At 63.1% G+C, this 13476-nt stretch carries 8 protein-coding genes and 1 pseudogene; all 9 read left to right on the top strand.

Annotation, left to right across the window (positions count from 1 at the left end; genetic code table 11):
* Window positions 1–224: 224 nt before the first annotated feature.
* Window positions 225–1934: a sigma-54-dependent Fis family transcriptional regulator gene (locus CQ007_RS18205; RefSeq protein ID WP_105647270.1), complete on the top strand. Its 1710-nt coding sequence runs from the start codon at window positions 225–227 to the stop codon at window positions 1932–1934.
* Window positions 1935–2243: 309 nt separating this feature from the next.
* On the top strand, window positions 2244–3248 hold the full coding sequence (locus CQ007_RS18210; protein WP_105647263.1) for a YCF48-related protein: 1005 nt from the start codon (window positions 2244–2246) through the stop codon (window positions 3246–3248).
* Between the two features lie 10 nt (window positions 3249–3258).
* The gene (locus tag CQ007_RS18215; RefSeq protein WP_105647264.1) at window positions 3259–5703 is read left to right on the top strand and encodes an RND family transporter; all 2445 of its coding nucleotides are present in this window, start codon (window positions 3259–3261) and stop codon (window positions 5701–5703) included.
* A 48-nt stretch (window positions 5704–5751) separates the two neighbouring features.
* Entirely contained in the window at window positions 5752–7632 is a 1881-nt protein-coding gene (locus CQ007_RS18220) for a DUF1302 family protein (RefSeq protein ID WP_105647265.1), read from the top strand.
* A 15-nt stretch (window positions 7633–7647) separates the two neighbouring features.
* Window positions 7648–8973, top strand: coding sequence for a DUF1329 domain-containing protein (locus CQ007_RS18225; RefSeq protein WP_218278917.1), 1326 nt, complete (start codon window positions 7648–7650; stop codon window positions 8971–8973).
* 64 nt (window positions 8974–9037) lie between these two features.
* Window positions 9038–9364, top strand: a pseudogene (locus CQ007_RS19450) (PAS domain-containing protein); the annotation flags it as partial.
* Between the two features lie 111 nt (window positions 9365–9475).
* On the top strand, window positions 9476–10594 hold the full coding sequence (locus CQ007_RS18230) for a methyl-accepting chemotaxis protein (RefSeq protein WP_371919845.1): 1119 nt from the start codon (window positions 9476–9478) through the stop codon (window positions 10592–10594).
* A gap of 134 nt (window positions 10595–10728) precedes the next feature.
* Window positions 10729–11217: a DUF3015 domain-containing protein gene (locus CQ007_RS18235; protein ID WP_105647267.1), complete on the top strand. Its 489-nt coding sequence runs from the start codon at window positions 10729–10731 to the stop codon at window positions 11215–11217.
* Between the two features lie 94 nt (window positions 11218–11311).
* Entirely contained in the window at window positions 11312–13168 is a 1857-nt protein-coding gene (locus tag CQ007_RS18240; RefSeq protein WP_105647268.1) for a DUF4105 domain-containing protein, read from the top strand.
* Window positions 13169–13476: the final 308 nt, after the last annotated feature.

Consider the following 13476-nt stretch of genomic DNA (forward strand, 5'->3'; position numbering starts at 1 on the left):
CCGCAGCGGGGAGGTTTTGATGAATTGATCAAACCGGTCGGGCGAAGTGCGCAAATGCTCAGCCAGGGTCCGGCAGCGGCCAGTCGATACCCTCCGGTTGAAATTTGGCTCCCGTTCAGGTAGACCATAATGCCTCTGTGATCCGACACCCGATGTCTCATGGCAAGACAATGAGCCCGCCATCCCCTACAACAACAAAACCTGACCGGGGCGAAAAAACGATGATGATGATCAGCTACAAGCAACCGCTGCAGTACGCCGACTTCCAGGATCTGGCCGATCAAATCCGCTTTCACGGCGCCGATGGCAAGATCTGGTTCGGCGAGCAGCGCATGCTGCTGATGCAGGTATCGGCCATGGCCAACTTTCGCCGCGAACTGGTCAACAGCCTGGGTATCGAGCGGGCCAAGGGCTTCTTCATGCGCATGGGCTACCAATCCGGCATCAAGGATGCCGAGCTGGCACGCCGGCTGCGGCCACAGTGCAGTGAACTCGATATATTCCTCGCCGGGCCGCAGTTGCACTCACTCAAGGGGATGGTCAAGGTACAGCCGATCCGCATCGACCTGGACCAGGAGTCCGGGCATTTCCATGGCGAGCTGGAGTGGATCGATTCGTTCGAGGTGGAGATCTGTCAGACCGAGCTGGGCATGATGGACGAGCCGGTCTGCTGGGTGCTGATTGGCTATGCCTGCGCCTATACCTCGGCGTTCATGGGCCGTGAGATCATCTTCCGCGAGGTCAGCTGCAGGGGTTGCGGCGATGACAAGTGCCTGATCCTGGGCAAGCCGGCCGAAGAGTGGGAAGACGCCGAGACCTTCAAGCAGTATTTTCGCAGCGACCCGATCATCGAGGAGCTGTATGACCTGCAGTCGCAGTTGAACTCGCTGCGTACCAGCCTGGAGAAGCAGCAGGGCCAGTATTACGGAATTGGCCAGTCGGCCGCCTACAAGAACACCTGCAAGATGATCGACAAGGCGGCCAAGGGCAAGGTCTCGGTGCTGCTGCTGGGCGAGACCGGCGTCGGCAAGGAAGTCATTGCCCGCAGCGTGCACCTGCGCAGCGAGCGCGCGAACAAGCCGTTTGTCGCGATCAACTGCGCGGCCATCCCGCCGGACCTGATCGAGGCCGAACTGTTCGGTGTCGAAAAGGGAGCCTATACGGGCGCCAACCAGACCCGCACCGGGCGCTTCGAACGTGCCAATGGCGGCACCATTTTCCTGGATGAGGTCATCGAGCTGACTCCACGGGCCCAGGCTACCCTGCTGCGGGTACTCCAGGAGGGGGAGCTGGAGCGGGTCGGTGACAGCCATACCCGCAAGGTCGATGTGCGGGTGATTGCCGCCACCAATGAAAGCCTGGCGTATGCCGTGATGACAGGCAGGTTCCGGGCCGACCTGTATTACCGGCTGAATGTATTTCCGGTGAGCATTCCCCCGTTGCGCGAACGCATCGAGGACCTGCCGCTGCTGGTCGAACATTTTCTGCAGAAATTCCATGGCGAGTACAGCAAACGCACCCTGGGCCTGTCCGACAAGGCGCTGGAGATGTGCATGCACTACGTCTGGCCCGGCAATATTCGCGAACTCGAGAATGTCATTGAACGCGGCGTGATCCTTACCGACAGTAATGAATCGATCAGCCAGGAATCGCTGTTCACCATGTTCTCCTGCGCCGAGAATACCCAGGTCGGAGAGCGCCTCGACCGTGACGGTCTGCTGGTGCAGAACCAGCCCGCCCAGGTGGCGGGAGATGACTGGGTCTCCCACATTCTCGATCAGGCCATCAGCCTCGATCATGTGGAGGAACAGCTGATGCGCCGTGCCATGGAAATGGCCGGGCAGAATGTTTCCCAGGCCGCCCGCCTGCTCGGCCTGACCCGCCCGGCGCTGGCCTACCGGCTGAAGAAAAGCGGCATCGCCGCAGACGAGTGACTATCACCAGAGCGCACGCCATGGCGGGGAGCATCACTCCCTTCCTCCGCCATCGCCACCACCCCGCAGCGCTCTCCCCCGCCGCCGATTGATGAAAAGAGCAACCCAGCTTCAGGGGTTGATCAATTGATCAATATCAATTGCGCGCAATTCACTGCCGACCCGCTCCCCCCGCCTTACCCTCGATAAAAACCGCTTTCCAATCAAATGCATATGGGAATTTGCCAGCATTCGGCGGGCTCTGGCACGCCCCTTGCTCCAGGCATGTCAGCCGCAATACACACAAAAACAAGACAGTGGTGACGTAACATGCTCGATGCTTCCCTGCGCTCCTCGCGCTCTGTATTTCCGCTGCGTGCCGGCATGCCGCTGCTCGCACTGCTCTCCCTGCCCTGGTTGTCCGGTTGCGAAGCGCCGCTGGACCTGCGCGCCGTCGAGCTGCAGTCCGGCCAGACCACCCAGCGCACCGACTTCTACCAGGCCATGGCCAGCAACAGCCAGTTGACCCTGCTGGTGGGCAACCATGGTCTGGTGCTGCACAGCACCGACAATGGCGACAGCTGGCGGCGCCAGCAACTACCCACCGACATGGGTCTGATCGATGTGGATGTCTGCCCAGATGGCAGTTTCATTGCCCTGGGCTTCGACAACCGCCTGTGGCATGCCGATGCCAGCGCCCAGGACTGGCAAGCGCACCCCCTGCCCAGCAGCGAACAGATGATGACCGCCGCCTGTGCGCCAGATGGCAGCTGGTGGGCCGCCGGTAGCTTCAGCACCCTGCAGCACAGTGCGGACCAGGGCCAGAGCTGGAATGAAACCAGCCTGGATGAAGATGCCTTTCTCACCACCCTGCAGTTCATCGACCCGCATCAGGCGGTGGTCGCCGGTGAATACGGCCTGGTATTCACCAGCCAGGATGGCGGACAGAGCTGGGACGCTGCCGGCGCCCTGCCGGATGAGTTCTATCCACACGCCAGTCATTTCACCTCCCTGCAGCAGGGCTGGGTCGGTGGCCTGAACGGGTTCATCTGGCATACCCGCGATGGCGGCGACAGCTGGCAGCGCCAGCCGACCGGCACCGAGGCGCCGATCTTCGGCTTCATCAGCGGTCCGCACGGCCTTTATGCAGTCGGCGAGAACACCACGGTGCTGCACCTCGATGGCCAGCGCTGGCAACCGCTGCCGACACCCGAGCAGCCACTGTACCTGCGCGCCGGGCGCCTGCTGCCGGACCACCACCTGCTGGTCGCCGGCGGTCGCGGCACGCTGCTCAATCTCGAACTCCCAAAGGCCCTGGCGGCCAGTATTGACTGAGGTGCCTGACATGTCCGGTTCACAGCGTTTCACCCATGCCATGCAGCAGCTCGAAGCCTGGTTGTTCGCCAACCCGCGCAAGGTACTGGTCGCCATCCTCCTGCTGACCCTGATGTTCGCCCTGCGGATTCCAGCGCTCAAGGTGTATACCGACTTCGCCAACCTGCTGCCGCAGAAGCATCCCTATATCGAGCTGCACAACAGCATCAAGGACAGTTTCGGCGGCGCCAACGTACTGGTGGTCGGTATCGCCTTCGAGGATGGGGATATCTTCAGCAACGCCAACCTGGCAACCATTGATCGGGTCACCCAGGCGGTCGACAGTCTGCCGGGAGTCAACCACAACCTGGTCTCCAGCGTGACCCACCGCAACTCGCGCAAGATCTGGCTGACCGAGGTCGGCAGCATCAACTCGGTGCCCTACTTCGAGGCCCAGGACACGCCCTACAGCGATGAGCAGCTGCAGGCCATGCGCGCCGACGTGGCGGCCAACCCGCGCATCTACGGCCCGCTGGTGTCCTCCGACTTCAAGATGGCGCTGGTCAAGGCGCAGCTGATCGAAGGCCAGCTCGATTACGAGGCCACCTTCGCCCAGCTGCAGGCCCTGCGCGAGGCCGAGACACGCGCAGGCGTGACCCTGTACGCCACCGGTCAGCCGGTGCTGGTGGGCTGGGCCTATACCTATATGGACCAGATCCTGCAGATCTTCATCTTCACCGTGCTGATCATGGTGGCGCTGCTGGTGTTCAACTTCCGCCGTGCCTATGGCGTGCTGATCCCCATGGGTGGGGTGCTGATCTCGACCATCTGGGGGCTGGGTATCATCAGCCTGCTGGGCTTCAACCTGGACCCGCTGGGGCTGGTCATTCCCTTTCTGATCGCGGCCCGCGCCATGAGCCATGGCGTGCAGCTGGTCGAGCGCTACTACGCTGAAGTGCACGAGTTCGAGAACAGCGCCGATGCCGCCCGGGCGACCTTCCGCAGCCTGTTCCGCCCCGGCTCGCTGGGCGTGCTGACCGACGCCGTGGCGCTGTCGCTGATCGCGGTCGGCTCGATCGCGCTGAATACCAAACTGGGCATCTACGCTTCGCTGTGGGCCTCGACGGTGATTCTCACCGTGCTGATCGGCGTACCCCTGCTGCTGTCGATCCTGCCCGCGCCACGCAAGACCCAGGCCCGCCAGACCCTGCTGCGCCGGGTCTCGGTAGGCTGCGCCATGGCCATCAGCCGCCCCGGCATGGCCTGGGCATCGCTGGGCATCGCCCTGCTGCTGGTGGTAACCGGGTTGTTCGCTGCCAGCAAGGTGCGCATCGGCGATTCCGAGCCCGGCTCGCCGATTCTCTACCCGCACCATGACTACAACGTCTCGTCCAAGGAAGTGAATGACCGCTTCCCCGGTTCCGAAGAGCTGTACATCGTCGCAGAACATGCGGACAAGGGCGGGCTGAAGCAGCCAGAAGTCCTGCGCGCGCTGCAGGACCTGCAGGCGCATATGCTCGGCGACCCGGCCGTGGGCGGCAGCAAGGGTCTGCCGGACCTGATCAAGCAGGTCAACCGGCTGATGCACAATGACGACCCGCGCTGGTTCCAGATTCCCCATGACGCCGATTACGTAGGCGGGCTGATGTTCACCTACATGGCCTCCAGCCCGATTCCCGGCGCGCTCAACGAGTTCAACGATACCGACGACCGTATCGCCAACCTGGTGTTCTACTACAAGGATCGCCAGGGCGAGACCATCCGCCGCGCCATCCACCTGGCCGAGCAGTGGATTGCCGCCAACGACGGGCGGGTCGAGGGGCTGACCATCCGCCTGGCCGGCGGCACCCTGGGCGTTGCCGCAGCGATGAACGAGTCGGCCTTCGAGACCAACCTGATAGTACTGCCGCTGGTGTTCCTGCTGATCTTCGCCTTCGTCATGCTGTTCTACACCTCGCTGCATGCGGGGCTGCTGATGATGATGGTCATGCTGTTCGCCACCGTCCTCACCTATGCCTACATGGGGCTGGCCGGCCTCAATATCGATATCAATACGGTGCCGGTGATCGCCGTGGGCATCGGTATCGGCATCGACTACTCGATCTACATGATGGCCAGGATACGGGAGGAGATGGCCAAGTGTGCGGACCTGGTGGAGGCGGTGCGCCGGGCCATTACCACCACCGGCATGGCCATCAGTTTCACCGCATTGACCCTGATGGCCGGGGTCATCATGTGGGTGATTCTCTCCGACCTGCGCTTCCAGTCCGATGCCGCGCTGCTGCTGTGCGTGATGATCGTGATCAATGCCGTTGCCGCCATGCTGCTGGTGCCGTCCTGGGTACTGGTGGCGCGCCCGCGCTTCATTACCGCGGCCGGCACCACATCGAAGGTCACCATGCCTGCCGGCCACGCTGCTGATTCTTCGCTCCGGATACCCGATCAGGGCGCCGGAGTGATCACTGGTACGCCCTAGCGCCACGACGCTGCGCGTACCTTCCCTACCGTGCAAGAGGATCTGCCAATGCAAAAAACAACAATAAGAGGGCTGAGACACTGGGGGCTGGCCCTCGCCGGAGGTGCCAGTCTCGCGCTGGCACCGCTGGCCAGCAGTGTCGCTGACGAGGTCAAGCTGACCGGCTTCTATGAAAACGCCACCTATGTGCGCGACCACGTGGGACTGTCGAAATTCCGCAATACCCTGCAGTTGAATGCCGAACGCCAGTTCGGCGAAGTCGGGGCCTTTCGCAATGTCTCCTGGAAGGGCGTGCTGCGGGGCAGTTATGACGGGGTCTATGACCTGAACAGCAGTGAATTCGGCCGCCGTGCCGGCGGCTCCATCAATCTGGAAAACATCGCTGGTGGAAACAGCGTACCCCACGGCGGCGGGCTGCAGTTGCCCTATACCTTCGACCCCGCCAACCATCCGAACCGCGGCATGGTGGTGCTCGGCGAGCATCTGCATGCCACCTCCGGCGGCGTGGCCTTCGGTGTGCCGGTGCGCCCCTGCGACAAGGATGGCCGGGGCTGTATCAACGGTTATATGGACAAGGACAGCAACGACCTGCGCTTTTCCGAGTTCAATGATCGCCTGGACTTCATCCGCGAGCTCTACGTCGACTTCGACTATGGCCTGGACAACGGCCATATCCTCAGCACCCGCCTGGGCAAGCAGCAGGTGATCTGGGGGCGTACCGACCTGTTCCGGGTGCTGGATGTGATCAACCCGGTGGATTTCTCGCGCAACAATATCTATGACGAGCTGGAAGACATCCGCATCCCCATGTGGATTCTGAAAACCGACTACCGCATGGGCGCGGGGAATGTCTTCGATGACCTGAACCTGTCCTTCGTCTGGAACTTCGACCGCTTCCGCCCGCACGATATCGGCCAGTGCGGCACGCCCAACGTCATGCTCGATGCCGGCTGCTTCTTCCGCGGCATGAACACCCTGTGGGAGCACGGCGGTACCGTCGCCAACTTCGCAGGCGGTGCCCTTGCCACCGACTTCGGGCCGGGCCAGATCGGCATCCGCAAGGCGCACATGCCGGGCTGGAGCCTGTCCAATGGCCAGTTCGGTATCAAGCTGGAGGGGGTCTACGGCGATTTCGGCTTCTCGCTGAACGCCCTGACCTACCGTTCCCAGCTACCTTCGCTGCGCGGCGGGATCCCGGCGCAGAATGGCTTCACTGGTGAAACCGCCATCTGGCCGAGCCTGATCGCCTTCGATATCCACTTCCCCCGGGTCAATCTGCTCGGCGGCTCGCTGGACTACTACTCGCAGGCCATCGACACGGTATTCCGCGTGGAAGTGGCGCATACCTCCGGTGAGGAGTTCGCCAACACCATGCAGAGCCGGCTGTATTCCGAGTCCGACGTGACCCGCTATGTGGTCGGGGCCGACAAGAACATCTTCATCCCCTTCCTCAACAGTCGCCGTGCCTTCATGTTCTCCGGGCAGATCTTCGGCCAGCATATCCACGAGCATCAGACCGAGCGCCGGGCGCTGGGCACGGTCGGCATGCCCGACTGGAAAGCCAACTGGATCGGCACCCTGCTGGTCAAGGGCTGGTGGAGAAATGACCGTCTGAGCCCGCAGATCATCACCGCCCACGACTTCCGCGCCCGGGCCACCGCCATCGCACCGAGCGTGGAATGGCTGGTCAGTGACAAGTTGCGCCTGATCGGCGGCGCCAACATCAAGGTCGGCACCGGCGCACGCAAGTTCGACGACTGCCGTACCTGCAACCCCTGGGACCCCTTCACCGCTGGCGATGCCGGCCATCCGGAAGGCTACAGCCTGGGCCTGACCGGCTATGAACCGCTGGGTCGCTTCCGCGCCGGCCCGATCGGCATGGCGCAGAAGGAAGACGAACTGCAACTGACCCTTCGCTACAGCTTCTGATCACAAGGAAACGACATGAATAACAACAATCGCATGACCATCAGCCAACGGCTGACCCTGGGGCTGGCCTGCTCACTGCTGTCCGGCGCGGTGCTTGCCGACGAGGTGATCGACAACGCCTTCCATCCCTACCGCAACGATGTGCCCAGCCATGATGGACTGAGCGCCGGCATGACCATCAATCAAGGCAACGTGGCCCAGTTCAAGGACATCATCGACCCGTCCTTCTACAGCTTCATCGAGCAGGGCTGGGTCGAGCTGACAGTGGGCGAGACCACCTCCTTCGACCTGCACCCGAACTACGTGGAAGCCACCCGCAACGGGCTGGGCAAGGTCGAGCTTGGCATCCGCCCCGGCTATATCGAGGGCTGGGAGGCCGGGCGCCCCTTCCCGGAAGAACCCGACGCCAATGACCCACGTGCCGGTGAGAAGCTGGCCTGGAACTTCAAGTACGGTTACAACTGGGGCGATGGCGCGGCGATCCTGCCCTTCTACTGGAAGTACCGCAACATGGACTCGGGGCGTGTCGAACGGACACTCAAGTTCAACTTCCACTTCCTCAACTTCACCGGTCGGGTCAACCAGGAACCGAAACCGGCGATCACCCCGAACCCGTCCGAGTTGTTCCGCGGCACCTACGTACGGGCGATCGAGCCGCATGACGTGCGCAACACCCAACTGCTGATCCACCGCTCGATGGACGATACCAAGCTCGACAACTCCTGGCTGTACCTCGGCTTCCAGCGCCGGGTGCGGCGCCTGGCCACCGGCCAGGTAACCGATGCCTTCCTCGGCTCGGACCTGATGATCGAGGACTTCGAGGGCTACAACGGCCGTATCTCCGACATGAACTGGAGCTACAAGGCCACCCGCTACATGCTGATGCCCTTCTACAACCACAACGACCTGGTGCTGGACAGCGAGACCCACCAGGACAGCGATGGCTACCAGGTGGTGGCCTTCAGCGGCCAGGGCGGTTGCTTCCCGGACATCACCTGGCAATTGCGCAAGGTCTATGAAGTGGAAGCCGCCCCGGTGGAAGGCAGCCATCCGCTGTCCAAGCGGGTGCACTACATGGACGCGCAGACCTTCACCATTCCGCGCACGGTCGCCTATGACCGGCAGGGCAACATGTGGAAGACCTTCACCATCGGCCAGGCGCACCCCGACCACCACCTGCCCATGAACAAGGGCAGCGGCGTATCGATCGATGACAGCTTCAGCATGATCGACATCCAGGCCAAGCACTGCACCACCGGTCAGTTCAAGGGCCAGGTGGACCCCAGCCTGAGTACGCCGGAGATGTTCAGCGTGCAGCACATGCGCGCCACCGGCAACTGAACCATTGTGCTGCTCTTGGGCCCGCGCATGCGGGCTCTTTTTTTACTGGCTCGAGGGACCGACGATGACACATTTCGAATCCGTACCGGCAACGCACAGCAATCAGTGGCTGGTGCTGACCGATAACGAGGGGCTGGTGGTGCATGCCAGCGAGGCGTTCTGCAACGCGGCAGGTCATCCGCCGGAACAGTTACTGGGACAACCCATTGCCATCCTGCGCCACCCGGACATGCCCAAGGGGCCGATCGCCGACCTGTGGGAAACCCTGGGTCGCGGGGAGTCCTGGATGGGTATGCTGAAGAACCGGCGAGCCGATGGCAGCGACTTCTGGGTCGATGCCTATATCAGTCCGATCCAGGCAGCGGATGGTCAGGTACTGGAATACCAGGCCATCTACCGCGATCCGGACCCCGAGATCATTCGCCGCACCCAGCGGGTATATCGGATACGCAGCCAGGGCCGGCAACCGAGCGAACTGCGCTGGCCCCGGTTGTCAGCCCCCATGCTGCAGACCCTGCTGGCCAGCCTGGCCTTCCTGCCCCTGGCTGTGCTGGCCTTCCGGCAAGCCCCGCTGACCGCCGGCCTGCTGTTCCTGCTCGGTATTGTGCTGAGCGGGTGCGCGCTGTGCTGGCATGGCCGGGCGCTGGCCCGTCTGGTCAACCACTGCCGCAGTCTGGTCAGTCACCCGATCAAGCAACTGATCTATACCGGCCGCACCGATGCAGTCGGCCAGATCGAACTGGCCATGCGCCTGCTGACGGTCAGGCTGGAGGTCATGGTGGCGCGGATCCATGACAGCAGCCAGCAGGTTGCCGGTCATGTCGCCCAGGTCAGCGACCTGCTCGACCTCAGCAGTACCGCTTCCCTGGGGCAGCAATCGGCACTGCAGGCCATTGCTGCGGCCGTCGAAGAATTCACCGCCACCATCCGCGAGGTGGCGGCCAATACCCACACCGCTGCCGAACTGGGCAGCAGCAACCGGGAATATGGCGACCTTGGTTTGCAACGCACCCAGGCCGCGCAGCAAAGCATCCAGGTCCTGGCCGGCGAGCTGCAGCAATCGGCCCGGACCGTCGCCCATCTCAACCATGACAGTCAGGCGATCGGCCGGATACTCGACGTGATCCATTCGATCGCCGAGCAGACCAATCTGCTAGCCTTGAACGCCGCCATAGAAGCCGCCCGGGCTGGAGACAATGGCCGGGGCTTTGCCGTGGTGGCCGATGAGGTGCGCTCCCTGGCCCAGCGTACCCAGGCGTCCACCGATGAGATTCAGCAACTGATCAGCGCACTGCAGCAGGGCACCGGCAAGGTGGTCCAGGCCATCGAGCAGGGCGTGCAGCAGTCCCGCCAGAGCGTGGACCATATCAACGCCAGTGCCGAGGCGCTGGACGGCATTGCCCTGAGTATCGGTCGCAGTGACCAGCTCAACCGGCAGATCGCTGCCGCCAGCGACCAGCAGAACCAGGCAGCCGCCGACATCAGTCAGCAGATACACGCCATCCATACCCTGGCCAGTGATACCAGTCTGCAATTGCAGCAGACGTTGCACGCAGCGGAATCGGTCAGCGCCCAGATGCTGCGCCAGCAGGCGCTGATCAGCCTGTTGCGCAGACACTGAATGAAGAGCGTTTCCGGACTACTTACGGCGCCCTGATCTTGACCGAGTTCACGCCTGGACCGTAACGCAATTGCAATAAGCGAAGCGGGTTGATAGATTCCGTGGCTTCTTCATACACGAATGGAAAAACTCCCATGAAACGGATCCTGCTCGGTTCCCTGCTTGCCGCCGCTTCCCTCAACGCTTTCGCCACCGCACCGGGCGGTCCTGGTTGCGGCTGGGGCAACATGCTGTTCGAAGGCCAGCGCGGCCTGCCGTCCCACCTGGTTGCCTCCATCACCAACGGTACTTCCGGCAATGCCACCTTCGGCATGACCTCGGGTACCAACGGTTGCGATACCAGTGGCGCACTGGCCTACCATGGCAAGTCGATGATCGTACTGAGCAGCATCATGAACGAGCTGTCCGAAGACATGGCCCGCGGCGAAGGCGAAGCCCTGACCACCTATGCCGTGGTACTGGGTGTGCCGGCCGAAGATCGCGCACATTTCGCCGCCGTGACCAGCCAGCACTTCAATGACATCTTCAGCTCCGCCGATGTCACCGCCGAGCAGGTTCACGCTGCCACTCTGGCGGTGATGAAGCAGGACGCGGTTCTGGCCAAGTACGCCGATCAGGCCTGATCTCCGCACTACCGTTCCGGGCCAGCGTGCACACGCTGGCCACGGGCACTCCCCGGTGTCGGCTGACACCTCCGCTTTTCCACTCCGGCCCCGCATGTCCATACGTTTGCTCCCCCTGCTGCTGAGCCTGCTCGGCATTGCCGTACAGGCGGCCCCGCAACCTGATGCAGCCACGCTGCAGAGATTGGCCGACGCCCCCTACTGGATTTCGCTCGGGCATTACGAGCGGCAGACATTCGGCGGCTGGCGCAGCTACGTCGATGATGCCGACTTCTTCCTGGCGGACGATGGCGAACGCTCGCCATTGGCGGAGCTGGCGGCCACGATTGAGGGCCTGCATGCCGACCCGGAGTTGGCCGACGCGCATCCGCAGTGCCGCTTCCCATCGCGCACCCGCTGGTTGCGGCAGCAGCTGGTGCTGGATGATCTACCGGTGGTGGAATGCGCGGAATTCGATACCTGGTATGCCGATATCGATCCGCATACCACGGTGCTGGTGTTTCCCGATGCCTACCTGAACAGCCCCTCGTCCATGTTCGGACACACGCTGCTGCGCATCGACTCGGCCGCCACCGAAGGCAGCGGCACCGCGCTGCTCAGCTATGCATTGAACTTCGGCGCCATGATCGAAGGCATGGACAACAGCATCCTGTATGCCTGGAAGGGGCTGGCCGGCGGGTATCCCGGGCAGTTCGCGCTGCTGCCCTACCGCGAGAAGATCAGCGAGTACAGCAGTCTGGAAAACCGCGACCTGTGGGAGTACCAGCTCGACCTGACGCCCGAGGAAACCGGGCGCATGATCGAACATGTCTGGGAACTGCGACAGATCCGCTTCGACTACTTCTTCTTCGATGAAAACTGCTCGTACCGCCTGCTCGAACTGCTGGAAATCGCCCGCCCCGGCCTGCGGTTGATCGAGCAGTTTCCGCTGACCGCCATCCCCGCCGACACCGTGCGGGCGGTGAAGGATGCCGGCCTGGTGCAGGACATCAACTACCGGCCCTCCCGGGAAAAGGAACTGCTGGCCCGCGCCGCGCCACTGCAGCCCGCGGAAGTCAGCTGGGCCCAGGCACTGGCTGCCGATACCGGACTGCTCGAGGATGCCGCGTTCCAGACCCTGCCCGCTGAGCGTCAGGCGCTGATCCAGGAAACCGCCTACCGCCTGCTGCGCTACCAGGCCGCCGGCCAGGAGCGCGATGCCGACAATGCCGCACGCAGCTTCCGCATGTTGCAGGCGATCAACCAGAACCCACCACCACGGCTGGAAATCGCCACGCCGACGCTGCCCGAAGACGGGCATGAATCACGTACCTGGCAGTTGGCGCTCGGCAGCCAGGATCACCGCGCCTTTGCCGAGTACGGCCTGCGCATGGCCTACCATGACCTGAACGACAACCTGGCAGGCTTCCCGCTGGGTGCGCAGATCGAGCTGGGCAAGCTGCGCGTGCGGCAGTATGAAGGCAATCACTGGCAACTGGAGGAACTGGGGCTGGTCAGCATCCGCTCGCTGACGCCACGCAACCAGTTGCTCAAGCCCTGGTCCTGGCAGGTGGAAACCGGCCTGGAGCGGGTCGCAGGCAAGGATGGCAAACGGCGGCTGGTGGGCCACCTGAATGGCGGCGCCGGCTTTACCTGGCAGCTCAGCGAGCAAGTACTGGGTTACGCTCTGGCCACCCTGCGCGTCGAGCACCATCGGGACTTCGCCGCCACCCTGAGTCCGGCAGCCGGTTTTGACAGCGGCCTGTTGTGGCGCAATCGCGCCGGCAATCTGCTGCTGGAGGCCCAGGCGGACTATTTCCATAATGGCGAGGTACGTCGCCGCCTGGGGCTGACCCAGCAACTGGAGCTGGGCCGAAACCTCGGCCTGCGGCTGACCGCCCAGCGCGAATTCAGCCACTGGGGCGCACCGCAGAATGAAGTAATGCTGCAGCTGCGCTGGTATCACTACTAACCGGGGCGTAGCGCCCTGCGCTACGCCGACAGGCCCGCAGCGGCACCCGCAGCATGTCGTCGCGCAGGGGCGCGACAACCCGAAAAGCGCGCCCTCGAGCATTAATGCCACAACTGCGCTGGTATCACGGGGTGTAGCGCCCCTGCGCTACGCCGACAGACCCGCAGCGGCACCCATAGCATGTCGTCGCGCAGGGGCGCGACAACCCGAAAAGCGCGCCCTCGAGCATTGATGCCACAACTGCGCTGGTATCACGGGGTGTAGCGCCCCTGCGCTACGCCGACAGACCCGCAGCGGCACCCATAGCA

Source organism: Pseudomonas sp. MYb185 (assembly GCF_002979975.1).
Lineage (GTDB): Bacteria > Pseudomonadota > Gammaproteobacteria > Pseudomonadales > Pseudomonadaceae > Halopseudomonas.

Bases quoted from the DNA above. Each gene is read 5' to 3' on its own strand.
- CQ007_RS18205 (WP_105647270.1), top strand. From the start codon at position 225: ATGATGATCAGCTACAAGCAACCGCTGCAGTACGCCGACTTCCAGGAT.
- CQ007_RS18210 (WP_105647263.1), top strand. From the start codon at position 2,244: ATGCTCGATGCTTCCCTGCGCTCCTCGCGCTCTGTATTTCCGCTGCGT.
- CQ007_RS18215 (WP_105647264.1), top strand. From the start codon at position 3,259: ATGTCCGGTTCACAGCGTTTCACCCATGCCATGCAGCAGCTCGAAGCC.
- CQ007_RS18220 (WP_105647265.1), top strand. From the start codon at position 5,752: ATGCAAAAAACAACAATAAGAGGGCTGAGACACTGGGGGCTGGCCCTC.
- CQ007_RS18225 (WP_218278917.1), top strand. From the start codon at position 7,648: ATGAATAACAACAATCGCATGACCATCAGCCAACGGCTGACCCTGGGG.
- CQ007_RS18230 (WP_371919845.1), top strand. From the start codon at position 9,476: ATGCTGCAGACCCTGCTGGCCAGCCTGGCCTTCCTGCCCCTGGCTGTG.
- CQ007_RS18235 (WP_105647267.1), top strand. From the start codon at position 10,729: ATGAAACGGATCCTGCTCGGTTCCCTGCTTGCCGCCGCTTCCCTCAAC.
- CQ007_RS18240 (WP_105647268.1), top strand. From the start codon at position 11,312: ATGTCCATACGTTTGCTCCCCCTGCTGCTGAGCCTGCTCGGCATTGCC.